Here is a 24,636-nt window from a genome sequence, read left to right as displayed (position 1 = left end):
ATGTGGTTGTGTACCTGTAATAAGGGCAGAACGTGCTTTTTCAACTGCCCAGATTTGATTTTTTTCAGGTCCACACACTGCGGTTGCTTACAAGATGGGGTCACAACAGCATCCATCAAGGGGGAAGGATAAAAAATTTTTTAATTTCACCCCGGTGAGATCATAGACGGCGTCGATGCCGCCCATTATGATGCCGCGCCCCGTCAGGTAGAACTGGCGCGGGTTTAACCATTTCACCATATTAATGATGATTTTTTTGAGGACTTATGGGCAACACTAAGTTGGCTAATCCGGCTCCGCTGGGCCTGATGGGTTTTGGCATGACCACCATTCTGCTGAACCTGCACAATATCGGGATGTTCCCGATGGACGGCATTATCCTGGCGATGGGCATTTTTTACGGCGGTATCGCACAGATCTTTGCGGGCCTGCTGGAATATAAGAAAGGCAACACCTTCGGCTTAACCGCATTTACCTCTTACGGTTCCTTCTGGCTGACTCTGGTCGCAATTCTGCTGATGCCTAAAATGGGCCTGGCAGAGGCGGCAAACGCCCATTTCCTGGGCGTGTACCTGGGACTGTGGGGCGTGTTCACCCTGTTCATGTTCTTCGGTACCCTTAAGGCGAACCGCGCACTGCAATTCGTCTTCCTGAGCCTGACCGTACTGTTCGCTCTGCTGGCCATCGGTCACCTGGCGGATAACGAAGGCATCGTTCACGTTGCCGGCTGGGTAGGTCTGGTTTGCGGCGCAAGCGCAATCTACCTGGCCATGGGTGAAGTGCTGAACGAGCAGTTCGACCGCACCATTCTACCGATTGGTGAAAAACACTGATCCCTCTGTCGTGCCCGCGTCGCGGGCACACGTCCTTCTGACTGGCGAAGCCACACCCCCAAAACCAGTCCCATCAGCGATAACGCCAGCACGTACCACGCAGGTGCAAGGGGTGACACCCCCATCAACACCGTCACCACAATCGGGGTCAGCCCACCGAAAATGGCATACGAGACATTATAAGAGAAAGAGATCCCAGTGAAGCGTACCTCCGGCGGGAAGGCGCGGACCATTACGTACGGTACGGCGCCAACGACGCCCACGCACAGCCCGACGACACCGTACAGCAGGAACAGCTGTTCAGGATGGGTGCCCGCAAGATGATAAAATGCCCAGCTCGACGCGGCCAGAAGCAAACTGCCGACAATAAAGGTCGCGCTTGCGCCGAAACGATCCGCCGCCAGCCCGGCGGCCAGACAACCAAAGCAGAGCATAATTGTCGCGATACTGTTCGCCTGTAACGTCACGGCAGGCGCAAAACCGTACTGTTTTTGCAGCCAGACCGGTGACATCAAAATGACCACCACGATCCCCGCAGACAGCAGCCAGGTCAGAAGCATCGACACCACTACCGCTTTTTTATGCCGCACTACTACGGTTTTCACCGGCAGTTCTTGCGCCAGCGCCTTCCGCTGCTGCATTTCCAGAAATATTGGCGTCTCCTGCAACCAGCGTCGCAGGTACATTGCCACCAGCCCAAACGCCCCGCCCAGCAGGAACGGTATACGCCAGCCCCAATCGTGAACGGCCTGTTGCGTCATGCTGGTATTGATGATGGTTGCAACCACGGAGCCAAGCAGGATCCCGATCGTCAGCCCTGCGGTCAGCGTTCCGCACGCAATGCCGATGCGGCGCACCGGGACGTGTTCAGCGACAAACACCCAGGCGCCCGGTACTTCCCCGCCGATGGCCGCGCCCTGGAGAATACGCATCAGCAGCAGCAATAACGGGGCGATAATGCCCATCGACTCATAGGTAGGCAAAAGCCCAATCGCCAGCGTCGGCACGGCCATAAGCAGGATGCTGAGGGTAAACATCTTCTTGCGCCCGACCAGATCGCCAAAGTGCGCCATGACAATGCCGCCCAGCGGACGCGCCAGATAGCCGGCAGCGAAAATGCCGAAGGTTTGTACCTGACGCAGCCATTCCGGAATATCCGCCGGGAAAAACAGCGCCCCCACAACGGCGGCGAAGAAGACAAAGATAATGAAGTCGTAAAACTCCAGCGCGCCGCCCAGGGCAGCGAGCGTGAGGGTTTTGTAGTCCTGTCGATTCAGAGGTCGGGTGTTATGTGACATAGCGAACCATTGTGCATGTGTTGTGGATTATTTTTTACAGCAATCGTAAAGAAAAAATTACTATATCGTAAATCCATTTACACGCTACCGCGGCTGGCGCTAATGTCACATTTTAAAGAATTTCAGGAGATTGTTTCGCGGCGAGCGCTTTTAGGGCGAAATGCTGCTACCACGTTGCCGTCAGTTTCCACATACGGACCGTCAAGCAGTTGTATACAATACGGTACACTTGCAAAGATACCGTGGACGATAACGCTGCCGTCCTCGGCTTTTACCCCTTCCAACGTCTCTTTTATCGACTTCGGCTGCCCCGGCAGGTTCAGGATCAGCGCCTGTTTGCGGATCACCCCGACCTGACGGGAAAGAATGGCCGTCGGGACAAAGTGTAGACTGATCTGGCGCATCTGCTCACCGAAGCCCGGCATTTCACGATCGGCGATAGCCAGCGTCGCGTCCGGCGTTACATCGCGGCGCGCGGGGCCGGTTCCGCCCGTCGTCAGCACCAGGTGGCAGCTCATCTCATCCACCAGTTCACACAGGGTTTGCTCGATGATCGGCTGCTCGTCCGGGATCAGGCGAGTCTGGATCTCAAACGGGGTAGTGAGCGCGCTGCCCAGCCACGCTTCCAGAGCAGGGATGCCTTTATCCTGATAAACACCGCTGGAGGCGCGGTCAGAAATCGACACTAAGCCGATGCGTAAGGTATTCATATCCATTCCATTCAAAAAGTACTGATTAAAGGGAATGATACACGCAGAGAGAAAATTCAGACAGAGGCGGGGGAAAGACGCGTGACCGGGAACCCGGTCACGCAGAATGATTACAGCAGGTCGCCGATCATTTTTTCCAGTTTTTCCTGGTCGATAGCAAACTTACGGATACCGTCCGCCAGTTTATCTACGGCCATTGGATCCTGGTTGTGCTGCCACAGGAACTCGGACTCGGTGATGCGCTCAGGGCGTGCTTTCACTTCGCCGGTGTAGGACAGTTTACGCTCGATAGCACCTTCGCTTTCTGCCAGCTCTTTCAGCAGCGCAGGAGCGATGGTCAGGCGGTCACAGCCAGCCAGCTCGATGATTTCGCCGACGTTACGGAAGCTTGCGCCCATAACAACGGTCTCATAGCCGTGCTGTTTGTAGTATTCGTAGATTTCAGTCACTGAAATCACGCCTGGATCTTCAGACGCCGCGTACTCTTTCTTGTCGGTGTTGGCTTTGTACCAGTCCAGAATACGGCCCACGAACGGAGAAATCAGGTATACGCCAGCTTCGGCACATGCACGCGCCTGCGCGAAGGAGAACAGCAGAGTCAGGTTACAGTTGATGCCTTCTTTTTCCAGCTGCTCAGCAGCGCGGATGCCCTGCCAGGTAGACGCCAGTTTGATCAGGATACGGTCATTGCTGATGCCCGCATCGTTGTACAGTTTGATCAGGCGTTTTGCTTTTGCGATAGACGCTTCGGTGTCGTAGGACAGGCGAGCATCAACTTCGGTAGAGATACGGCCAGGAACGAGCTTCAGGATTTCCAGACCGATGTTCACTGCCAGTTTGTCAGTAGCATCCACAACCTGCTGCGCGCGGTCATTGCTCTGTGCTTTTGCCCAGGTCACCGCCTCGTCGATCAGTTTGCGATACTCAGGGATCTGCGCGGCGTTAAGGATCAGAGAAGGGTTGGTTGTGGCATCCTGCGGCTGGTACAGCTTCATTGCCGCGATATCTCCGGTGTCAGCGACGACAGTGGTGAACTGACGAAGGGAGGTCAATTTATCCGTCATGATAGTGTTTCTCTTTTAACGTGCCCTGGATAATTCACACTACCGACAGCTTGCCAGCAGCGGAAAAATGACAGGTTTACTTGTTAGGGGGATGTAACCGGTCTGCCCTGATGATAACACGAGTGAGAGGCAGCGCAACCGCAGACAGTGCGCTTAGGCAGAGTATGATAAACTCAGAATATTAACAGGCTGCTAAGTAACAGCATGCACAATCAGTGGTAGCGCTTACATATTCACTTTGGCATCAACAAGAGGGACGTTAGTGCCTGATTTCTTTTTCTTTATCAACGAAGTCCTCTGGGGTTCGATCATGATATACCTGCTTTCAGGAGCAGGTATCTGGTTTACGTGGCGCAGCGGTCTGATTCAGTTTCGCTATATCCGCAAATTTGGCAGAAGTCTGAAAAACAGCGTCACCCCACAGCCGGGCGGCCTGACCTCGTTTCAGGCGCTCTGTACCAGCCTGGCCGCGCGCGTCGGCAGCGGTAACCTGGCCGGTGTCGCGCTGGCGATCGGCGCGGGCGGTCCGGGCGCGGTATTCTGGATGTGGGTGACGGCGATTATCGGTATGGCCACCTCCTTTGCTGAATGCTCGCTTGCGCAACTCTACAAAGAAAAAGACGGCAAAGGTCAGTTTCGCGGCGGTCCCGCCTGGTATATGGCTCGCGGGCTGGGAATGCGCTGGATGGGCGTTCTGTTCTCGATCTTTTTGCTGATTGCCTATGGCCTTATTTTCAATACCGTTCAGGCAAATTCCGTCGCCCACGCGCTGCGCTTTGCCTTCAATTGTCCGGAGTGGCTGACGGGCGGCGCGCTTGCCCTTCTCACCCTGCTGACCATTGTGACCGGGCTCAAAGGGGTTGCCCGCCTGATGCAGTGGTTGGTTCCGCTGATGGCGCTGCTGTGGGTGTCCACCAGCCTGATGGTATGCGCGATACATATCGACGAGGTGCCGAACGTCATCGTCACCATTTTCCAAAGCGCGTTCGGCTGGCGCGAAGCGGCTTCCGGCGCGCTGGGTTACACCCTTAGCCAGGCACTCACTGCGGGTTTTCAGCGGGGTATGTTCTCCAACGAAGCGGGAATGGGCTCCACGCCGAATGCCGCCGCAGCGGCCGCATCCTGGCCCCCACATCCCGCCGCGCAGGGCATTGTACAGATGATTGGCGTCTTCACAGACACCATTGTTATCTGCTCCGCCAGCGCGATGATAATGCTGCTGGCCGGTGCCGCTGAACAACCGTCCGGTAGTACGGCAGGCATTCATTGGGTACAACAGGCGCTGGTCTCCCTCGTCGGCGGCTGGGGCGCGGGCCTTGTCGCACTTGTCGTGGGACTTTTTGCCTTTAGTTCCATTGCGGTGAACTATATCTATGCCGAAAACAACCTTATCTTCCTGAAAGTTGACTCGCGTCTGGCCCGCAACATCCTTCGCGCGGGCGTGCTGGCGATGGTGTTTGTAGGTTGCCTGCTCAGCATGCCGATGATCTGGCAAATAGCGGACGTCATTATGGCGCTGATGGCCATCACGAACCTGACGGCCATTTTGCTGCTTTCACCGGTTGTGGCGCTGATCGCGCGCGATTATCTGCGTCAGCGCAAGCTCGGCGTACAGCCCGTCTTTGACGCCTCACGCTATCCCGAAATCGAGTCACAAATTGCCCCTGGCACCTGGGATGATTTGCCGCGGCAATAACAGCTATCGATCAATTCAGGGCGATTTTTTGCTAAAGTCGCTCTAAATTTCCTGCAAGGACTGGATATGCTGATTCTGATTTCACCTGCCAAAACGCTCGACTACCAGAGCCCGCTCGCCACTGAGCGTTATACCCAGCCGGAATTGCTGGACTACTCGCAACAGCTGATCCACGAGGCGCGTAAGCTTTCGGCTCCGCAAATCGCTTCGCTGATGAGCATCAGCGATAAACTCGCCGACCTGAATGCCACCCGTTTTCATGAGTGGCAGCCTGACTTCACGCCCGCCAACGCCCGCCAGGCGCTGTTGGCCTTCAAAGGTGACGTCTACACTGGCCTGCAAGCAGAAACGTTTAGCGAAGCCGATTTCGATTTTGCCCAGCTGCATCTGCGCATGTTATCCGGCCTGTACGGGGTGCTGCGACCGCTGGATCTGATGCAACCGTATCGTCTGGAGATGGGTATCCGCCTGGAAAACGCTAAAGGTAAAGATCTGTACCAGTTCTGGGGCGATGTCATTACCGACAAGCTTAACGCGGCGCTGCAAGCCCAGGGGGACAACGTGGTGATCAACCTGGCCTCCGATGAGTACTTCAAATCGGTGAAGCCGAAGAAGCTGGATGCGGACATTATCAAGCCGGTATTCCTCGACGAGAAAAACGGCAAATTTAAAGTGATCAGCTTCTACGCCAAAAAAGCGCGCGGTCTGATGAGCCGCTTCATCATTCAAAACCGTCTGACGAAGCCAGAGCAGCTCACTGGCTTTAACAGTGAAGGGTATTTTTTCGACGAGGCATCGTCAGGAAAAAACGAGCTGGTGTTTAAGCGTCACGAGCAATAAAAAGACAACCCCGCCAGCTGGCGGGGTTTGTGTTAATGGTGCTTCCGGTCCGGGCCCGGGCGACGATCGTCATGACGGTGGTGATCGTCACGATCGCGATGTTCATCGTGCGGACGCCAGTGGTTATCGCGCCAGTCATAGTGCGCTTTCCACCAGTCATGGTCGCGCCAGCGGCCGCCATCCCAGTAGTGCCCGTTATTATCCCGATCGCCAATTTGCAGTTTTACCGCTGGCACGAGGGTGATCTCAGCTGCCTGCACCGCCATGGGAGCGACCAGCATCAGTGAAAGCGCGATAAGTGCAGGTTTCAGTGTAGACATAGGTGACTCCTTATTCTTCTTGCCCAACGTGGGCCGATGTAAGGAGAGTACGTGATGGGGACGGGGGATGTTATTCTCTGCAATCCTAAACGCTAAGTGACCGCATTTATTGGGAATTTCTGCTTTTTTCCTGCTGTTTTTCTCCTTAATTTCTTCACAAAAAAGCCGGGTGGCGCTGCGCTTACCCGGCCTACGATGAGTTCGCCGTTGTAGGCCCGGTAAGGCGAAGCCGCCACCGGGCAGCACAATCACGCTCGGGTCATCATCAGCTTACGCAGCGCGGCAAAGTCTGCGGGCAGCTCATGAGACAGCAGCGGCAGGTCGGCGCGATCGGCCAGCTCTTTTGGCAGCGGCAGCGTTTCCCCCAGGATCGCTTCCACGCTCTCTTTGAACTTGGCCGGATGGGCGGTGCCGAGGAACAGGCCATACTCACCCGGTTGAAGCTGATCGCGCAGGGCACGATAGGCAATCGCCGCGTGCGGCTCAGAGGTATAGCCCACCGCTTTCAGCTCGCGCATGGTGGCTTTAGTGGTTTCGTCCGTCACCGCTGCGTAACCCAGATCGCCCAGACGCCAGACCTTACGGCGGAACAGCTCTTCCACACGCGGCCAGTTGTTAGGCTGTGACACATCCATCGCATTGGAGAGCGTGGCCTGAGTCGCGTTCGGCGCCCATTTTCCGTCCTTCAGGAAACGCGGCACGGTGTCGTTGGCGTTGGTGGCGGCGATAAAGCGCTTCACCGGCAGGCCGAGTGATTTCGCCAGCAGGCCTGCCGTCAGGTCGCCGAAGTTCCCACTTGGCACGGAAACCACCAGCTGATTGCGCGCGTCCTGCGGCAGCTGCGCCACCGCTTCGAAGTAGTAGCAGATCTGCGCCAGCAGACGGCTGATGTTGATGGAGTTGGCAGAGTTCAGCCCCAGCGCCGCCTTCAGCTCTTCGTCATCGAAGGCCTGCTTCACCAGCGCCTGACAGGCATCGAAATCGCCGTCGATCGCCACGGTTTCAATGTTGCCCCCAAGGGTGCAGAACAGTTTTTCCTGAAGCGGGCTGATTTTGCCTTTCGGATAGAGGATCACCACGCGGACGTTTTTCAGGCCGTAGAACGCATGGGCCACCGCCGCTCCGGTATCGCCTGAAGTCGCGGTAAGAATGGTCACCGGTTTGTCGCCGCTGATGTGGGTCAGCATCTGCGCCATAAAGCGACCGCCGAAATCTTTGAACGCCAGCGTCGGGCCGTGGAACAGCTCCAGACATCCAACGTCAGGCTCCACCTGCTTCACCGGCGCCGGGAAAGCAAACGCCGCACGCACGCGTTCTTCGAGCAGCTCCTGCGGGATTTCGTCGCCGATAAAGGCAGACAGAATTTTGGTGCTGCGGGTGACAAAGTCCTGCTTCAGCAGCTCATCGATTTCGGTCAGCTGAAATTCCGGCAGGTCGTGGGGGAAGAAAAGCCCCTGATTTTTGCCAAGCCCCTGCGTTACCGCCTGCGCGAAGCTGACCTGCTCGTTATGATCTTTAAGGTTGTAGAGTTTCATTCGTTATCCCAGTACTCGTGCGCCAGCCGTGTCCAGACGGCAAATATGAACAAAGCCTTCCTGATTTTGCAGGTAGTGTTTAGAGAGCCAGTCCGCCACGCGCTGCGCGGTGTCTGGCTTGTCGCATAAGGCGAACAGCGTCGGGCCGGAGCCGGAGATGCCGCACGCCTGTGCGCCGATATCCATGGATGCCTGTCGCGCTTCGTTAAAGCCCGGCAGCAGCTTCGTGCGATACGGCTCGGCAATGACGTCTTTCATCAGTTTCGCCGCCAGCTGCGGCTGACGGGTGTAGCAGGCGTGAATAAAGCCCGCCAGATGACGCCCGTGGGCGATACAGTCCTGACGACGATACTGCGCTGGCAGGATCGCACGCGCTTCGGCGGTAGACACTTTAATGCCCGGATAGGCCAGCACCCACAGCCACTCATCAAACCCTGGCACCTGCTGGCTGATGATGCCATTTTCTTCAATCATCAGCTGCATGCCGCCAAGGAAGCACGGCGCCACGTTATCATAATGAATGCTGCCGGAGATGCGCCCTTCCAGCTCGCCCATCAGCGCCAGCAGACGGCTGTTGTTCAGCGGCTTGCCGCAATGCTCATTCATCGCCACCAGCGCGGCGACCACCGAGCAGGCGCTCGAGCCCAGCCCCGAACCAATCGGCATGCTCTTTTCCAGCGTCATGGCGACCGGCACGTTTTTGCCGATCTCCTGACAGAAGCGTTCCCAGCACTGATAAACGATATTCTCGCGCGGTTCAGACGGCAGCTTACTGGCGAAGCGGCCGATGTTATTCAGACTGAAGCGCTCTGCCGCCTCAACCGTAACCGTATCGCCCAGCAGCGAACCGTCCACCGGCGTGACCGCCGCGCCCAGCACGTCAAATCCGACGCTCATATTGGCGCTGGAAGCCGGGGCATATACTTTAACCATCTTAAACTCCTAACTTCCATGACAGGGTACGCAGCAGATCGGCAAACACGCCTGCCGCCGTCACATCATTCCCTGCGCCATAGCCGCGAAGCACCAGCGGCAGTGGCTGATAATAATGGCTGTAGAACGCCAGGGCGTTCTCGCCGTTTTTCACCTTGTACAGCGGATCGTTGCCATCCACTTCGGCAATCTTCACCCGGCAGACGCCGTCTTCTTCAATGTTGCCAACATAGCGCAATACCTTACCTTCATCACGGGCTTTCGCAACGCGTGCGGCAAAGGCGTCGTCAAGCTGCGGCAACCTGGCCATAAAGGCGCTGACGTCACCGCTGTCATCAAATTCTGCTGGCAGCACCGGCTCAATCACGATATCCGAAAGCTCCAGCTCGCGGCCAGTTTCGCGCGCCAGGATCAGCAGCTTACGCGCCACGTCCATGCCGGAGAGGTCGTCGCGCGGATCCGGCTCGGTGTAGCCCAGCTCGCGCGCGGCGCGGGTGGCTTCCGACAAGCTCATCCCTTCGTCCAGCTTGCCGAAGATAAACGACAGGGAGCCGGAGAGGATGCCGGAGAAACGCTGTAGTTCGTCGCCCGCGTTCAGCAGGTTTTGCAGGTTCTCGATGACCGGCAGGCCCGCGCCCACGTTGGTGTCATACAGAAACTTACGGCGCGACTTACTCGCCGCCAGCCGCAGCTGGTGATAGTAATCCATCGACGAGGTGTTGGCCTTTTTGTTTGGCGTCACCACGTGGAACCCTTCGCGCAGGAAGTCGGCGTACTGATCGGCCACCGCCTGGCTGGAGGTACAGTCAACAATCACCGGGTTAAGCAGGTGATATTCTTTCACCAGGCGGATCAGGCGGCCCAGGTTAAATGGCTCTTTCGCCTCTTCCAGCTCCGCCTGCCAGTTTTCCAGATTCAGACCGTGGACGTTAGTCAGCAACGCTTTCGAGTTCGCAATGCCGCAAACGCGCAAATCGATATGTTTCTTCTTAAGCCACTCCTGCTGGCGCTTCACCTGCTCCAGCAGCGCGCCACCGACACCACCGACGCCCACCAGGAACAGCTCAATCACCTGGTCGGTGTTGAACAGCATCTGATGCACCACGCGCACGCCGGTAGTGGCGTCATCGTTATCCACGACAACGGAAATGGAACGCTCTGATGAGCCCTGGGCAATCGCCACGATATTGATATTAGCCCGCGCCAGCGCGGCAAAGAATTTGGCGGAGATACCGCGCAGGGTGCGCATGCCGTCGCCGACCACCGAGATAATCGCCAGACGCTCCTGAATCGAGAGCGGCTCCAGCAGCTCTTCTTTCAGCTCCAGATAGAACTCTTCTTCCAGCGCGCGACGGGCACGCAGGCAATCACCCTGCGGAACGCAGAAGCTGATGCTGTATTCGGAAGAAGACTGCGTGATCAGCACCACGGAGATCCCGTTGCGGGACATAGCGGCAAAGACGCGTGCCGCCATGCCGACCATGCCCTTCATCCCCGGGCCGGAGACGCTGAACATCGCCATGTTATTGAGGTTAGAAATGCCTTTCACCGGCAGGTCATCTTCATCCGCGCTGGCGCCAATCAGCGTGCCCGGCGCCTGAGGGTTACCGGTATTCTTAATCAGGCAGGGGATTTGGAACTGGGCAATCGGGGAGATGGTACGCGGGTGAAGAACTTTAGCGCCGAAGTAGGAAAGCTCCATCGCTTCCTGGTACGACATCGACTTCAGCAGCCTGGCGTCCGGCACCTGGCGCGGATCGCAGGTATAAACGCCGTCGACGTCAGTCCAGATCTCACAGCAGTCTGCGCGTAAACAGGCGGCCAGCACGGCGGCGGAGTAGTCAGAGCCGTTACGCCCCAGCACCACCAGTTCGCCCTTCTCGTTACCGGCGGTAAAGCCTGCCATCAGGATCATATGGTCAGACGGGATTTTGCTCGCCGCAATACGGCGTGTCGACTCGGCAATGTCGACGGTGGATTCAAGGTAGTGGCCCACAGCCAGCAGTTTTTCAACCGGATCGATGACCGTCACGTGGTGACCGCGCGCTTCCAGCACGCCAGCCATGATGGCGATAGAGAGTTTTTCACCCCGGCAAATCAGCGCCGCGTTGATGCTGTCCGGACACTGACCAAGCAGGCTGATACCGTGAAGAACGTGTTTAATCTGGGCAAATTCAAGTTCAACGGTGCTTTTCAGCTGCGCCAGCGGGAAACCAGGCTGGGCGTCGGCCAGCCCCTGAAGCAGATCGGCAAAGATACGCTCGGCGTCGCTGATGTTCGGTAGTGCATCCTGACCACCGATGGTTTTTTCAATCATCGCCACCAGGTGGTTCGTGATTTTGGCCGGGGCAGAGAGCACGGTGGCAACCTGCCCCTGCCTGGCGTTGCTTTCCAGGATATCGGCAACACGCAGAAAACGTTCTGCATTTGCCACTGACGTACCGCCGAACTTCAACACTCGCATGGTTCTACCTCATTTCCTTTAGCCGAAAAAAAAGCCCGCACTGTTCAGGTGCGGGCTTTTTTCTGTTTTTCCTGTACGCGTCAGCCCGCATCGTTACCTGTGGTAATGATGATGGTTGTAGTAATGGTGGTGATGCTGATGCGTTTCATGGATGTTGTGTACTCTGTCATTATTATCTGTCTGTGCTCTATTCTTTTAGGGTTAAAGGATCGAGCCCCTTAAGTCAATGAATTTTTAATTCGATCACAATTCGGGACATTCTCACGTCCCGCTGCGGGCAGATTTATTTTCATCGGAATAACCCAGATGCAACCCCAGACATCAGCAGGATCGGCCATAATAAAAAACTATGACACTATTTTACTCGGCTAATTTTTTTTCAATATCATGAAGCAATCGGTGCAGCATTGCCGTATCGCGCTGCTCAAGACGCCCCAGGCGCTGCTGTAACCAGTCCACCATTTTCTGATCGTCAGCGACGCCCAACTGCTCAAGAAGGTTATTTGCACGAACACGCAGTGCCGCCAGCTGGTTTTCATCCGAAACTGTCACCGGTGGCTGAGAAATTTGTATTAAGGATGCTAATTGATAGCAATAGACCATCACCGCCTGCCCCAGATTGAGTGACGGATAATCCGCCACCATCGGCGCGCCCGTCAGCACGTCAGCCAGCTCCAGCTCTTCGTTAGTCAGCCCGGAATCTTCTCGCCCAAACACCAGCGCGGCTTTCTCCAGCCACTGGCTTTTCTCTTCCAGCATCGGCACCAGTTCAGCAGGCGTGGCGTAATAGTGAAACTTCGCCCGGCTGCGCGCGGTCGTCGCGACGGTAAACGAAATATCGTGGAGTGCGTCGGCGAGCGTAGCGTAAGTGGTTATATTATCGAGAATATCACCCGAACCGTGCGCCACCCAGCGTGCAGCAGGCTCCAGATGCGCCGTGCTGTCCACAATACGCAAATCGGTAAAACCCATAGTCTTCATGGCACGCGCCGCAGCGCCAATATTTTCAGCTCTTGCTGGTGCCACCAGCACAATCGACAGATGCATTTACGCTCTCTTTTTAATCAGTTAGCAGGTAAAAATGTGATTCAGTTCAACATATTACGCAGCACGAATTTACAATTTTGCAACACAAATCACCGAAATAGCGTTTCATAACAATTAAAAAAAGCTAAACTATTTTGTGGCTGAACAATCAGTTAGAATGTTAACAGAAGTCCATTATCCTTATGTTTTGCAATGATAATGACCATATGAATACTCTTTTCTGATTGGATTCGTACCGTTTATCAATCAATGTCCGCAACTAGTTGGTTTATTGAAAAATTGTGACAAAGGCTAGCATTCAGCTACGATGATTTCATCAAACTGTTAACGTGCTACAATTGAACTTGATATATGTCAACGAAGCGTAGTTTTATTGGGTGTCCGGTGTCACTTAGCCTGTTATGTTGCTGTTAAAATGGTTAGGATGACAGCCGTTTTTGACACTGTCGGGTCCAAAGGGAAAGTACCCACGACCAAGCTAATGATGTTGTTGACGTTGATGGAAAGTGCATCAAGAACGCAATTACGTACTTTAGTCACGTTAAGCCGATCATGTTAATTTGCGACATGCATCAGGCAGGTCAGGGACTTTTGTACTTCCTGTTTCGATTTAGTTGGCAATTTAGGTAGCAAACATGCAGACCCCGCACATTCTTATCGTTGAAGACGAGTTGGTAACACGCAACACGTTAAAGAGCATTTTCGAAGCAGAAGGCTACGATGTCTTTGAAGCGACCGATGGCGCAGAGATGCATCAGATCCTTTCTGAAAATGATATCAACCTGGTGATTATGGATATCAACCTGCCGGGCAAAAACGGGCTTCTTCTGGCGCGCGAACTGCGTGAACAGGCGAACGTCGCGTTGATGTTCCTGACGGGCCGTGACAACGAGGTTGATAAAATTCTTGGTCTGGAAATCGGCGCGGATGACTACATCACCAAGCCGTTCAACCCTCGCGAGTTAACCATTCGTGCACGCAACCTGCTGTCCCGCACCATGAATCTGGGTACGGTAAGTGAAGAGCGTCGTAGCGTCGACAGCTACAAATTCAACGGCTGGGAACTTGATATCAATAGCCGTTCGCTGATTAGCCCGAACGGTGAGCAGTACAAACTGCCGCGCAGTGAATTCCGCGCGATGCTGCACTTCTGCGAGAACCCGGGCAAGATTCAGTCCCGTGCAGAACTGCTGAAGAAAATGACCGGTCGTGAGTTGAAGCCACACGATCGTACCGTTGACGTAACCATCCGTCGTATTCGTAAGCACTTCGAATCTACGCCGGATACGCCGGAAATCATCGCCACGATCCATGGTGAAGGCTATCGTTTCTGCGGTGACCTCCAGGAGTAATTCTCCCGTCACGCAGTAAAAAACGGCGCATTTGCGCCGTTTTTTTTATCAATGCCACGGCATAATCGGTACCGCGCTTATCGCGTTTTTCGGTGAGCCGTCCACGACTTTGTCGGAATAAGCCAGATAAGCCAAGGTGTTACGCTTCGCGTCATAAAAACGGACCACCTGTAGCTTTTTGAACACCAGCGAGGTCCGTTTCTGGAATACGACGTCGCCCTGCGCTTTGCCGTTTTTGATTTTGTCACTCAATTCCACCGGGCCAACCTGCTGGCAGGAGATGGCCGCGTCAGACGTGTCTTCAGCCAGCCCCAGGCCGCCTTTAATCCCGCCGGTCTTTGCCCGGCTGACATAGCAGGTGACGTTTTTAACGTCCGGATCGTCAAAGGCTTCCACCACAATTTTGTGGTCCGGCCCAAACATTTTAAACACAGTATCCACGGAGCCAATTTGCTCCGCCTGTGCCACGCGCCCTGCCATCAGCGCCAGTGCTGTAAAGACTAAAACCTTGTATTTCATATTGTTACCATTCATAAAAATTACGCTGAGCGATTATTCAACAGGTTAGATAAAAATGTAGCAAGATCACAGGATTAGAATATATCCGCACATAAATCACTACAAAAAGCATTTATGCGCAAAAAAAACACTGAATGCTAAAACGTCAAAAAATGCTATTATCCGCTAACCTGTAAACAGGTACCTGCGGCAGTTTTAAGGATGAGGATAGTATATGGATCAGGCTGGAATTATTCGCGACCTGCTCACCTGGCTGGAAGGTCATCTCGACCAGCCTTTGTCACTGGATAATGTGGCGGCAAAAGCAGGCTATTCCAAGTGGCATCTGCAAAGGATGTTCAAGGATGTCACCGGTCATGCTATCGGTGCCTATATTCGCGCACGTCGTTTATCAAAGTCTGCTGTCGCGTTGCGCCTGACCGCGCGACCAATCCTGGATATTGCCCTGCAATATCGCTTCGATTCACAGCAAACCTTCACCCGCGCCTTTAAAAAACAGTTCTCGTTAACGCCAGCGCTTTATCGCCGCTCGCCGGACTGGAGCTCCTTTGGTATGCGTCCGCCGCTGCGTCTGGGCGAGTTTGCGATGCCAAAATATGAAATCATCACCCTGCCGGAAACGCACCTGGTCGGCACCACGCAGAGCTACTCCTGTTCCCTGGAGCAGATCTCCGAGTTCCGCCATCAGATGCGCGTTCAGTTCTGGCGCGAATTTTTAAGCCATGCTCCGGCGCTCCCGCCGATTCTGTATGGCCTGAACGAAACGCATCCCAGCCAGGAAAAAGACGACGAGCAGGAGGTGTTCTATACCACGGCGCTGACGCCTGACATGGCGAACGGTTACATTCATGGCTCGAAGCCTGTCGTGCTGGAAGGCGGCGAGTATGTGATGTTCTCATACGAAGGTTTAGGAACGGGCGTTCAGGAGTTCATCCTGACCGTTTACGGGACCTGCATGCCGATGCTGAATCTGAATCGCCGTAAAGGTCAGGACATTGAGCGCTACTATCCGGCGCAAGATGCTAAACCGGAAGAAGGCCCTATCAATCTGCGTATGGAATTCCTGATTCCGGTACGTCGTTAACGCTGCAATTCGTCCAGAGCAGGGGCATCAAGATGCGAAATGTCCCCTGCCATCTCAACTACCCACCCCGATGCCAGCCAGGCACTTTCCTGATAGTCGATACGGGAAATGGAACAGTTGCGCAGACGCAAACGGCGTTCGGCGTAAGCCGGCAGTCCCAGAATGGTGCTCACCAGGCAACCCAGCGCGATACCGTGGCTTACCAGCAGCGGTCGGCTACCTGCCGGGAGTTTCAGGCACTCGGCCAGCGCGGCATGCATGCGCACGCTCAGCTCCTGCATGGATTCCCCTTCAGGGATGCGACCATCTTCAGTGCCGTTCACCAGCGTGCGGCGCCAGCCTTCTTCGGTTTCCGTCAGCGTATCGATAGGACGTTTTTCCAGCACGCCCATATCCAGCTCGCGCAGACGCGGTTCGAGGGTCACGTCGCAGCCACAGGCATCGGCGATGATGCGTGCCGTCTGCTGCGTGCGGCCTAAATCACTGGAGATGACGTGAGTGATACCCAGCGTTCTGGCGCGCTCCGCCACCTGCCACGCTTGCTGCACACCTTTGTCGGTGAGAGGACTGTCTGACTGGCCTTGAATACGTCGCTCGGCGTTCCACTGCGTTTCACCGTGGCGAACAAGGTATACCTGTAACATGCTTTTTTTCCGTTATACTGCGATGAATTTTTTAAATCGAGCTTAATTATGCACCATGTTGTCTCTGCTACCACCAATCCTGCCAAAATTCAGGCAATTCTAAGGGCATTTGAAGAGATCTTCGGCGAAGGATCCTGCCATATTGACGCCGTCGGCGTCGAGAGCGGTGTGCCGGAACAGCCGTTTGGCAGCGAGGAAACACGCGCTGGCGCACGAAATCGCGTGGCGAATGCAAAAGCCGCCGCGCCAGACGCTGACTTCTGGGTCGCGATTGAAGCAGGCATCGACGAAGGGGCGACCTTCAGCTGGGTTGTCATCGAAAGCCGTGAGCAGCGCGGCGAAGCGCGTTCTGCCACGCTGCCGCTGCCGGAAGTCATACTGGAGAAAGTCCGCGCGGGTGAGGCGCTGGGGCCGGTAATGTCGCACTACACCGGCATTGATGAAATTGGTCGTAAAGAGGGGGCGATTGGCGTCTTTACGGGTGGCAAGCTTACGCGTTCAGGCGTTTACCACCAGGCCGTTATTCTGGCGTTAAGTCCGTTTCATAACGCGATTTATCGTTAAGTTTGCAGGCCGGATAAGCCGAAGCCGTCATCCGGCGTTTTTCAGCAATACGGCTTCCAGCCACTGACGCAGTTCAACCGGCGCCGACTTCAGGCTGTTTGAACCCCGGGTGATGGTCGCGATACCCGCGCCCAGCTCGTTTTTCAGCTCGCGCTGGCTCATTTCGCCGCGCAGCAGTTCCTCAATAATGCGTACCCGCGTGCCCAGCGCTTCGCGTTCATCGGGCGTCAGCATCAGCTGTAGCAACGGTAAATGCAGATCTTTGTCGTAAGACTGGCGGAGCAACTCCACAAAACGAAGCCACTCCTGATGACGCTGTTCGGCCATGGCCGAGGAATACGGGGAATGCTGGGTCATGTTATGCTGCCTCTTGTACTCATTAGCGAGTACAGCATAACACAACCCGCGCCGATCAGTAACGTCTCTGCCACTCGGCATCGCTCATCAGGGTATCTTTCTGCCCCATGAAGTAGCGATAGTAGGCGTCATAAGCCAGCACATTCTTCACATAGCCGCGCGTTTCCGAGAACGGAATGCTCTCGACAAACGCCACGGCGTCGATGCGCCCTGCGCTGTTGCCAAGCCATGTCCGCACGCGGCCAGGCCCGGCGTTGTACGCCGCTGACGCGAAGATACGGTTATTACCGAACTGCTGATAGACGTACTGCAAGTAGCTGGTACCGATGTTGATGTTAGTCTCCGGATCCAGCAGCTGGGACGGGCTGCTGTAGCCTGGAATATTAAACATCTTCACCGTGTGCGTCGCGGTACCCGGCATAATCTGCATCAGGCCGCTGGCACCCACCGGAGAACGCACTTTCGGGTTCCAGGCGCTCTCCTGACGGGCAATGGCCATCGCGTAGCTTTGCGGAATATCTTTGCCGCTGGTGTAGCGATCGAACAGATCCTTATAAGCCAGCGGGAAACGCTCTTCGAGATGATCCCACAGTTTGCCGGCGATCGTCGCCTGCACGCTCAGATCCCACCAGCGATTATCAAATGCATAGCGGGCAAGCTGCGCTTTCTCATCGGTGGTACGGCTGGTGACCAGATTCGCCCATTCGCTGCGCGCGGTATTATCCAGATTCCAGTACATCAGCTCGCGCACGCGCGCCATTTCCGGCCCCTGCGTCAGCGCCGGGTTCGCGTTGGCTGGCGCTTTGTCGATCTTCAGGGTGTACTCCTCGCCCAGACGCTGCGCCGCCGCCATCGGGTAGAATCCGCGCTGCTGCATCAGGGAGTGGAGGATCTCTTTGGCTTCATCTTCACGACCACGTTCGAGCAGCATGTCCGCCTGCCAGTAACGCCATTCATCTTTCTCTTTGGCATCCATCGGCAGACGCGCCAGCCAGGTATTGAGGCCACGACGATCGCCCGTTCCCAGCGCCATGCGCACGCGACGCTCCACCAGCGAGACAGAGTTTGAACGCATCACCGCATCATCACGCCAGCGCGCCTGTTCGTCGGTGACATCTGTCCCCATCAGTCGCCATGCCACGATATCGCGCAGCTCCTGAGTTTGATCGTCATTAAGCTGCTGGGCCTGCACCAGCTGCGGGATCATCAGCCGGGCGTTTTCCACATCATCACGCGCCACGCTGGCAAAGGCCACCGCCGCCATCTGGCGGGTAAAATCGGTCGCGCCGGTAGTACGCGCAAACGTCAGCACGGTATTGGGATCGTTTGCAAGACTGATAACGGCAGACGCAATGGTCTGATAATCTGCGGGCATCTGGCCCGCCAGCACGGTGACCAGCCGGGTGTTTCCGGCCTTCATCGCCAGGCGAATACGTTCCAGGTAAGAGAGCGGATCCTGCTTGCCCGAGGCGCGCCAGGCGCTGAACAGCGGGTCACAGGCGTTTGGCTGGCTTTTGCCCGTCAGCCACAGCTCTTTCGCGCCGGTCCAGGCTTCCTCCTGCTGACCGGTCGCCCATTTCGCATAGTAGTAATTACACTGCGCTTCCGTCGCGCCCGGTTTATCCGGGCTGAAAGCCAGCAGGCCGCGCCAGTCTTCGCGACGGGCCAGCTCGTTCACAAACCGGGACTTCAGGGTGCGCGCAGGCGGCAGGGTCGGGTTCGCCTGAATGAAGTTATTCACGGTGACGGTCGGTTGATTCATGAGATCGTCCGTGATCTGACGATACTCAAGATATGGATACAGCGGATAATCCTTCAGCGTCGGCATCAGCGCCTGCACGGTATCCATCTGCTTGTTGTCCCATGCCTGTTTAATCTGGGCATAGCGGTTACGTTGTTCATCCAGTGAATCGGCATGCACCGCCTGGCTTACCGCCATTACGCATACGCTGGCAGCCAGCAGACGCCAGACCACCCGTTTGGCTTTTTCCACAAGCTCTTCCTCATTGTTTTTCGTCAGTTGCAGCGTCTTGCCACGTCAAAGTTACATCAACTTATGCTAACCAGGCATCCCACAACGCGCCACGTCATGGACACTTTTTTACCTTTCTTGCGCGTTTTAACACTCCCGACGTTCCTGGCTGGGATTAGGGCGTGAAAAAGGCTACACTTCGAGGCTGAAATTCATTCTCATCACGATAAAAGAGGCGAAGTCCAACGTGGCTCAATTCGTTTATACCATGCATCGTGTCGGCAAAGTTGTCCCGCCGAAACGTCATATTCTTAAAAATATCTCGCTGAGCTTCTTCCCGGGCGCAAAAATCGGTGTTCTGGGTCTCAACGGTGCCGGTAAGTCCACCCTGCTGCGCATCATGGCCGGCATCGATACAGACATCGAAGGTGAAGCCCGTCCGCAGCCTGGCATTAAGATCGGCTACCTGCCGCAGGAACCCCAGCTGAACCCGGAACACACCGTGCGTGAATCCGTTGAAGAAGCGGTATCCGAGGTGGTTAACGCCCTGAAAGGTCTGGATGAAGTGTATGCCAAATACGCCGAGCCGGATGCGGACTTCGACAAACTGGCCGCTCAGCAGGGCAAATATGAAGAGATTATCCAGGCGCACGACGGTCATAACCTGAACGTGCAGCTGGAGCGCGCGGCCGATGCCCTGCGTCTGCCAGACTGGGATGCGAAAATCGCTAACCTGTCCGGTGGTGAACGCCGCCGCGTGGCGCTGTGCCGCCTGCTGCTGGAAAAACCAGACATGCTGCTGCTCGACGAACCTACCAACCACCTGGATGCGGAATCCGTGGCGTGGCTGGAGCGCTTCCTGCACGACTTCGAAGGCACCGTGGTGGCGATTACTCACGACCGTTACTTCCTCGACAACGTTGCAGGCTGGATCCTGGAGCTGGACCGCGGCGAAGGTATTCCGTGGGAAGGCAATTACTCCTCCTGGCTGGAGCAGAAAGATCAGCGTCTGGCGCAGGAAGCATCTCAGGAAGCGGCGCGTCGTAAGTCTATCGAGAAAGAGCTGGAGTGGGTGCGTCAGGGCGCGAAAGGCCGTCAGTCCAAGGGCAAAGCCCGTCTGGCACGCTTCGAAGAGCTGAACAACACTGAATACCAGAAACGTAACGAAACCAACGAACTGTTTATTCCACCTGGCGCACGTCTGGGGGATAAAGTGGTTGAAGTGACCAACCTGCGTAAGTCCTACGGCGACCGTCTGCTGATCGACGACCTGACCTTCTCCGTGCCGAAAGGCGCTATCGTTGGCATCATCGGTCCGAACGGCGCAGGTAAATCAACCCTGTTCCGCATGATGTCCGGTCAGGAACAGCCTGACAGCGGCTCTATCACCCTGGGTGAAACCGTGAAGCTGGCTTCCGTGGACCAGTTCCGCGACGCAATGGACAACAGCAAAACCGTGTGGGAAGAGGTTTCCGGCGGTCTGGATATCATGCGTATCGGCAACACCGAGATGCCAAGCCGCGCTTACGTTGGCCGCTTTAACTTTAAGGGCACTGACCAGGGCAAACGCGTGGGCGAGCTGTCCGGCGGTGAGCGCGGTCGTCTGCACCTGGCGAAGCTGCTCCAGGTTGGCGGCAACGTTCTGCTGCTTGATGAACCTACCAACGACCTGGACATCGAAACCCTGCGCGCGCTGGAAAACGCCCTGCTGGAGTTCCCGGGCTGCGCGATGGTTATCTCGCACGACCGCTGGTTCCTGGACCGCATCGCAACCCACATCCTGGACTACCAGGACGAAGGTAAGGTGGAGTTCTTCGAAGGTAACTTCACCGAATACGAAGAGTACAAGAAACGCACGCTGGGCGCAGACGCGCTGGAGCCGAAGCGTATTAAGTACAAGCGTATTGCGAAATAAAAGCAAAACGGCAACTTCGGTTGCCGTTTTTTATGTTTGTAACCTCTCCCCGTGGGAGAGGGCCAGGGTGAGGGCATCAGGCCGCACAGTGTGTAGGCCGGGTAAGGCGAAGCCGCCACCCGGCTTTTTTATTTGCCCACGTAATACCGCTTCACCTCATCAAACTGCATCGCAAAGTCGATATAGCTCATCAGCGCAGGCGAATTGAGCTTACGGCTCGGGTAGGCCAGCCAGAGATCGTTTCCCTCAACGCTCCACGCCGGCAGCACCTTCACCAGCGCGCCCTTTTCGATCTTATCTTCCAGCAAGAATGCGGGTAACAGCGTGATCCCCGCCCCGGCAATGGCGCATTCCCGGGCGTACACCAGGTTATCGGTCATATGGGCGTTATCCGGCAGATACCGATAATCCTCACTCTCGCTTCGCAGAAGCCACTCCGACCATGCCCGGTGCGTAATGCAGCGGTGCTCCACCAGCTGTCGGGGATGGATTAACGGCGCCCGACGCGCCAGATAGTGGGGCGAGGCCAGCATGTAGCGCGGACAGTGCCCAATCATGCGGCCAATCAGGGAAGAATCCTGCGGTTTGCCGGTGCGCAGCGCCACGTCAAAGCCAGACTCGACCAGATCCACCACGTCGTCTGAGATCGACACATCCAGCGACACGTCCGGATAGCGAAGCTGGAACTCCGCATTCATATGCGCCAGCAGCGTCGCGCCAATTCCCGCCGGACAGGTGATCCGCAGCCGCCCGCTGGGGTTTTCGCGCAGCCGCTGAATGGCATACTCCGCGCGCTCGCTGGCCGCCAGCATTTCACGACAGTGCACCAGATAGTGTTCGCCCGCAAACGTCAGGCTTATTCTGCGCGTGGTGCGATTCAACAGACGGATCCCCACCTGTTGCTCCAGCTGGCTAATCCGCTGGCTGACGCTGGATTTCGGCAGTTCCGCCTTCTGCGCCGCCGCGGTAAAGCTGCCCATCTCGGCCACCAGCGCAAACAGCGCCATATCCTGAAGCTGTTTAAACATGATTGTTCACCCTGTACGAACGCTGAGTTCTGGATTGTCCATCTTATCATGCAGCTGACCACTTAATAGACTAGCCTCAACAAAACGCATGCCATTGAGGAGCACACCATGTCAGTGAAAGCCATTGCCGTTAACCCGGAAAATCCGTCCACCTTCGTTGAAATCACTCCGCCGATGCCGCAGCCCGGTGAACACGATCTGCTGGTGGAGGTAAAAGCCGTCTCCGTAAACCCGGTGGACACCAAGGTACATGCAGGCATTGCCAAAAGCGGACTGAAGGAGCCGCGCATTCTCGGGTGGGATGCCAGCGGGATCGTAAAAGCCGTTGGGGCTGGCGTCACCGGATTCAAACCGGGTGACGAAGTGTGGTACGCGGGGGATATCACCCGCCCGGGCAGCAATACTACGCATCAGCTGATCGATGCGCGCATTGTCGGGCACAAGCCTGCAAGCCTTGACTGGGCCGCCGCGGCTGCACTGCCGCTGACGGCGCTCACCGCGTGGGAAGGCCTGTTTGAACGGCTGAAGATTCAGGATGCCGACGCAGATAAAACGCTGCTGATAATTGGCGGCGCGGGTGGAGTCGGATCGCTGGCGATCCCGTTTGCGAAGCACAACAGCAAGGTGAAGATCGTCGCAACCGCTTCACGAGAAGATTCCGCCCGGTGGTGTCGCGATCGCGGGGCTGACATTGTTGTAAATTACCGCGACCTGAAGGGAGAACTGGCGAAACAGGGGCTCACCTTTGTGGATTACATTTTTATCCTCAACGATACCGACGGGCACTGGGATGCGGTCAGCGATCTGATTGCCCCTCAGGGAGACATTTGTTCCATCGTTGAAAACGCGCATCCGCTGAACCAGGACAAGCTGAAGTCCAAATCTGCCGCCCTGCACTGGGAGTTTATGTACACCCGCAGCATGTACCAGACTGCGGATATGGCGCGTCAGGGTGAGATTTTAGATGAGGTGGCGAAGCTGGTGGATAACGGCGTGGTGGAAAGCTCGCTCAGCGAAACGCTGCACGGGCTAAGCGTGGAAAGCATTACCGAAGCGCACCGCAGGGTGCTGGAGGGGCATATGCGTGGGAAGGTGGTGGTTGAGTATTGAGTGGACTGATTCCCTCACCCCGGCCCTCTCCCAAAGGGAGAGGGCGATTAAAGCCCCCTCTCCTGGTGGGAGAGGGAAAGTTATTAACCCTGCTCCCCCATCATCTCCTTCACCAGCTCGACGCAGCGCAGGAAGCGGGAGTCGTAGTCCGACTCTTCCACATGTACAAACTCAACGTTGTTCTCGTTAAGCATCTCTACCAGCATGGTCTGGAACTCCCTCCTGTCCACCGAGCTGCCCAGGCTGCGCATGCCGTCGGCCACCCACGGGGTGTTGTTTTCCAGCAGGATCACCAGGTCAAAGCGGTATTCGTCAATCAGCGCCTGCACAAACGGGTGCTCGCGCCCTTCGTACTTTTTGCAGAACGCCTGCGTGGTGACGAAATCGGTATCAATAAAGGCAACTTTATTGGCGTATTTCACCGCGAAATCAATGTACTGGGCATGACCGAGCGCGATTTTATCGTAGTCGGAATACTGCAACGCCATCTCGTCGCCGCCAAGGTGTGAGAAGACGTAATCGCGGCCATACTCCCACGCACTGGTGGTATTGAAGATGTTAGCCAGCTTATTTACCAGCGTCGATTTCCCGCTCGACTCGCCGCCGAGGATCGCCACCGTACGCACGAAGAACGGCTTCACCTCGGTCGGGATGTAGTCCCAGTAACGGAACGGGTTCTCGCGGATCTGCGCCCCGCTGATGTTCATGAAGGTGCGTTTAGGATCGATCAGCACCGTCTCAATGCCCAGATGCTCACGGAACTGCGGCGCGTCGGACTCTTCAGAGGTGTAGATCCAGTTAGGCGCAATGCCCTTCTCTTCCATAAACGCTTTGATGCCGTTGCTCCACACGTCCCAGCCGTGCGGATACGGCTCCATGCCCTCTTCGTTAAAGGCATGAATACGAATATTTTTCTGATATTTAAAGGTCTGAAGCAGCCAGCGCAGGCGGTCCGGCACGGTGGGCTGCTGCGACATGGCGCTGTCTTCAAACAGCTGGCGATCGCGGGTTTCATCATAACCCATGATGATATGCAGTTCGTCGACCTGGCTACAGGCGCGCTGGATCAGATAGATATGCCCGGTATGCAGCGGGTAGAACTTACCGAACACCACGCCAATGTTCTTTTGCATCCGCGGAAATTCAAGCCCCAGAAAACGGTGCAGCGCTTCCAGCTTCTGCGCGCTGGGGCTTTTGATTTTGGCGTTCAGCAGTTGGCTCAGGTAGCCCTTGGTCATGCCGCTGGCGTCCGCCACCTGCTGCAACGTGCAGCCCTTCTGGCGGATAGCGGTCTTGATGTAGTCAAATGATGACATAAATTACGGTGCCTCCTGCAAAATCGAATACGTAA

General features: G+C 55.9%; 24 protein-coding genes and 1 other annotated feature. Of the genes, 8 read left to right on the top strand and 16 right to left on the bottom strand.

Going from position 1 to position 24,636, the window contains the following annotated elements; all coding sequences use genetic code 11:
* Window positions 1-266: 266 nt before the first annotated feature.
* A complete protein-coding gene (gene satP, locus ACQG0T_RS03420) occupies window positions 267-833 on the top strand; it encodes an acetate uptake transporter (protein ID WP_003856474.1) in 567 nt (188 codons plus the stop codon).
* Here the strand turns inward: satP and ACQG0T_RS03415 are convergent.
* The 3 genes from ACQG0T_RS03415 to tal all read right to left on the bottom strand — a co-directional run bounded on the left by ACQG0T_RS03415 (window position 761) and on the right by tal (window position 3,905).
* Window positions 761-2,131 (bottom strand): MFS transporter, encoded by a 1,371-nt coding sequence (locus tag ACQG0T_RS03415; RefSeq protein WP_426723744.1) that lies wholly within the window; start codon window positions 2,129-2,131, stop codon window positions 761-763. The genes satP and ACQG0T_RS03415 overlap by 73 nt on opposite strands.
* Window positions 2,132-2,253: 122 nt before the next feature.
* Window positions 2,254-2,841, bottom strand: a complete 588-nt coding sequence (gene mog / locus ACQG0T_RS03410; RefSeq protein WP_003856479.1) for a molybdopterin adenylyltransferase — start codon at window positions 2,839-2,841, stop codon at window positions 2,254-2,256.
* Between the two features lie 110 nt (window positions 2,842-2,951).
* Window positions 2,952-3,905 carry a transaldolase gene (tal, locus tag ACQG0T_RS03405; protein ID WP_003856481.1) on the bottom strand — a complete coding sequence of 318 codons (954 nt, stop codon included), beginning with the start codon at window positions 3,903-3,905 and terminating at the stop codon, window positions 2,952-2,954.
* A gap of 262 nt (window positions 3,906-4,167) precedes the next feature.
* Between tal and ACQG0T_RS03400 the strand changes: the two genes are divergently transcribed.
* Both ACQG0T_RS03400 and yaaA read left to right on the top strand, forming a co-directional pair.
* Window positions 4,168-5,601, top strand: coding sequence for an alanine/glycine:cation symporter family protein (locus ACQG0T_RS03400; RefSeq protein WP_017383821.1), 1,434 nt, complete (start codon window positions 4,168-4,170; stop codon window positions 5,599-5,601).
* Between the two features lie 66 nt (window positions 5,602-5,667).
* On the top strand, window positions 5,668-6,441 hold the full coding sequence (yaaA, locus tag ACQG0T_RS03395; RefSeq protein WP_015572628.1) for a peroxide stress protein YaaA: 774 nt from the start codon (window positions 5,668-5,670) through the stop codon (window positions 6,439-6,441).
* A 32-nt stretch (window positions 6,442-6,473) separates the two neighbouring features.
* Here the strand turns inward: yaaA and ACQG0T_RS03390 are convergent, their stop codons facing one another.
* The 7 genes from ACQG0T_RS03390 to yjjY form a co-directional block, all read right to left on the bottom strand.
* Complete coding sequence (locus ACQG0T_RS03390; protein WP_015572627.1) at window positions 6,474-6,761, bottom strand: DUF2502 domain-containing protein; 288 nt, start codon at window positions 6,759-6,761, stop codon at window positions 6,474-6,476.
* A 248-nt stretch (window positions 6,762-7,009) separates the two neighbouring features.
* Window positions 7,010-8,296 (bottom strand): threonine synthase, encoded by a 1,287-nt coding sequence (thrC, locus tag ACQG0T_RS03385; RefSeq protein ID WP_015572626.1) that lies wholly within the window; start codon window positions 8,294-8,296, stop codon window positions 7,010-7,012.
* Between the two features lie 3 nt (window positions 8,297-8,299).
* On the bottom strand, window positions 8,300-9,229 hold the full coding sequence (thrB, locus tag ACQG0T_RS03380) for a homoserine kinase (protein WP_022650380.1): 930 nt from the start codon (window positions 9,227-9,229) through the stop codon (window positions 8,300-8,302).
* A 1-nt stretch (window position 9,230) separates the two neighbouring features.
* Window positions 9,231-11,693, bottom strand: a complete 2,463-nt coding sequence (thrA, locus tag ACQG0T_RS03375; RefSeq protein ID WP_023295899.1) for a bifunctional aspartate kinase/homoserine dehydrogenase I — start codon at window positions 11,691-11,693, stop codon at window positions 9,231-9,233.
* Window positions 11,694-11,717: 24 nt separating this feature from the next.
* Window positions 11,718-11,835, bottom strand: a sequence feature (Thr leader region).
* Window positions 11,774-11,842 carry a thr operon leader peptide gene (thrL, locus tag ACQG0T_RS03370; protein WP_015572623.1) on the bottom strand — a complete coding sequence of 23 codons (69 nt, stop codon included), beginning with the start codon at window positions 11,840-11,842 and terminating at the stop codon, window positions 11,774-11,776. (Overlaps the previous feature by 62 nt.)
* Window positions 11,843-12,053: 211 nt before the next feature.
* Entirely contained in the window at window positions 12,054-12,740 is a 687-nt protein-coding gene (locus ACQG0T_RS03365) for a tRNA/rRNA methyltransferase (RefSeq protein ID WP_023295898.1), read from the bottom strand.
* A gap of 399 nt (window positions 12,741-13,139) precedes the next feature.
* Window positions 13,140-13,280 (bottom strand): protein YjjY, encoded by a 141-nt coding sequence (gene yjjY / locus ACQG0T_RS03360; protein ID WP_001541509.1) that lies wholly within the window; start codon window positions 13,278-13,280, stop codon window positions 13,140-13,142.
* Between the two features lie 95 nt (window positions 13,281-13,375).
* Between yjjY and arcA the strand changes: the two genes are divergently transcribed.
* Window positions 13,376-14,092, top strand: a complete 717-nt coding sequence (gene arcA / locus ACQG0T_RS03355; RefSeq protein WP_003856501.1) for a two-component system response regulator ArcA — start codon at window positions 13,376-13,378, stop codon at window positions 14,090-14,092.
* A gap of 48 nt (window positions 14,093-14,140) precedes the next feature.
* Here the strand turns inward: arcA and creA are convergent, their stop codons facing one another.
* The gene (creA, locus tag ACQG0T_RS03350; protein WP_032103047.1) at window positions 14,141-14,611 is read right to left on the bottom strand and encodes a protein CreA; all 471 of its coding nucleotides are present in this window, start codon (window positions 14,609-14,611) and stop codon (window positions 14,141-14,143) included.
* Between the two features lie 214 nt (window positions 14,612-14,825).
* Between creA and robA the strand changes: the two genes are divergently transcribed.
* Window positions 14,826-15,695 (top strand): MDR efflux pump AcrAB transcriptional activator RobA, encoded by an 870-nt coding sequence (robA, locus tag ACQG0T_RS03345; RefSeq protein ID WP_015572620.1) that lies wholly within the window; start codon window positions 14,826-14,828, stop codon window positions 15,693-15,695.
* Here the strand turns inward: robA and gpmB are convergent.
* Complete coding sequence (gene gpmB / locus ACQG0T_RS03340) at window positions 15,692-16,339, bottom strand: 2,3-diphosphoglycerate-dependent phosphoglycerate mutase GpmB (RefSeq protein WP_006810187.1); 648 nt, start codon at window positions 16,337-16,339, stop codon at window positions 15,692-15,694. The two genes, robA and gpmB, sit on opposite strands and share 4 nt — an antisense overlap.
* Before the next feature lie 48 nt (window positions 16,340-16,387).
* Here gpmB and yjjX point away from each other — a divergent pair, with 48 nt between their 5' ends.
* Window positions 16,388-16,903, top strand: coding sequence for an inosine/xanthosine triphosphatase (yjjX, locus tag ACQG0T_RS03335; protein ID WP_015572619.1), 516 nt, complete (start codon window positions 16,388-16,390; stop codon window positions 16,901-16,903).
* Window positions 16,904-16,930: 27 nt separating this feature from the next.
* Here the strand turns inward: yjjX and trpR are convergent, their stop codons facing one another.
* Together trpR and sltY are read right to left on the bottom strand one after the other, a co-directional pair.
* Window positions 16,931-17,260 (bottom strand): trp operon repressor, encoded by a 330-nt coding sequence (gene trpR, locus ACQG0T_RS03330; protein WP_003856511.1) that lies wholly within the window; start codon window positions 17,258-17,260, stop codon window positions 16,931-16,933.
* A 55-nt stretch (window positions 17,261-17,315) separates the two neighbouring features.
* Complete coding sequence (gene sltY, locus ACQG0T_RS03325; protein ID WP_017694548.1) at window positions 17,316-19,253, bottom strand: murein transglycosylase; 1,938 nt, start codon at window positions 19,251-19,253, stop codon at window positions 17,316-17,318.
* A 226-nt stretch (window positions 19,254-19,479) separates the two neighbouring features.
* On the opposite strand from sltY, the gene ettA reads away from it, so the two are divergent.
* Window positions 19,480-21,147 carry an energy-dependent translational throttle protein EttA gene (gene ettA, locus ACQG0T_RS03320; RefSeq protein WP_006810191.1) on the top strand — a complete coding sequence of 556 codons (1,668 nt, stop codon included), beginning with the start codon at window positions 19,480-19,482 and terminating at the stop codon, window positions 21,145-21,147.
* A gap of 128 nt (window positions 21,148-21,275) precedes the next feature.
* Here ettA and ACQG0T_RS03315 read toward each other — a convergent pair whose 3' ends face one another.
* Window positions 21,276-22,175: a LysR family transcriptional regulator gene (locus ACQG0T_RS03315; RefSeq protein ID WP_015572618.1), complete on the bottom strand. Its 900-nt coding sequence runs from the start codon at window positions 22,173-22,175 to the stop codon at window positions 21,276-21,278.
* A 108-nt stretch (window positions 22,176-22,283) separates the two neighbouring features.
* Here ACQG0T_RS03315 and ACQG0T_RS03310 point away from each other — a divergent pair, with 108 nt between their 5' ends.
* On the top strand, window positions 22,284-23,285 hold the full coding sequence (locus ACQG0T_RS03310) for a zinc-binding alcohol dehydrogenase family protein (RefSeq protein WP_086626104.1): 1,002 nt from the start codon (window positions 22,284-22,286) through the stop codon (window positions 23,283-23,285).
* Window positions 23,286-23,368: 83 nt separating this feature from the next.
* Here the strand turns inward: ACQG0T_RS03310 and nadR are convergent, their stop codons facing one another.
* Window positions 23,369-24,601 (bottom strand): multifunctional transcriptional regulator/nicotinamide-nucleotide adenylyltransferase/ribosylnicotinamide kinase NadR, encoded by a 1,233-nt coding sequence (gene nadR, locus ACQG0T_RS03305; protein WP_015572616.1) that lies wholly within the window; start codon window positions 24,599-24,601, stop codon window positions 23,369-23,371.
* Window positions 24,602-24,636: the final 35 nt, after the last annotated feature.

The organism is Enterobacter cloacae complex sp. 302F9, from assembly GCF_050030335.1.
In the GTDB taxonomy this organism is placed as follows: Bacteria; Pseudomonadota; Gammaproteobacteria; order Enterobacterales; family Enterobacteriaceae; genus Enterobacter; species Enterobacter hormaechei_C.
This window is presented reverse-complemented; position numbering and strand designations above follow the sequence as displayed.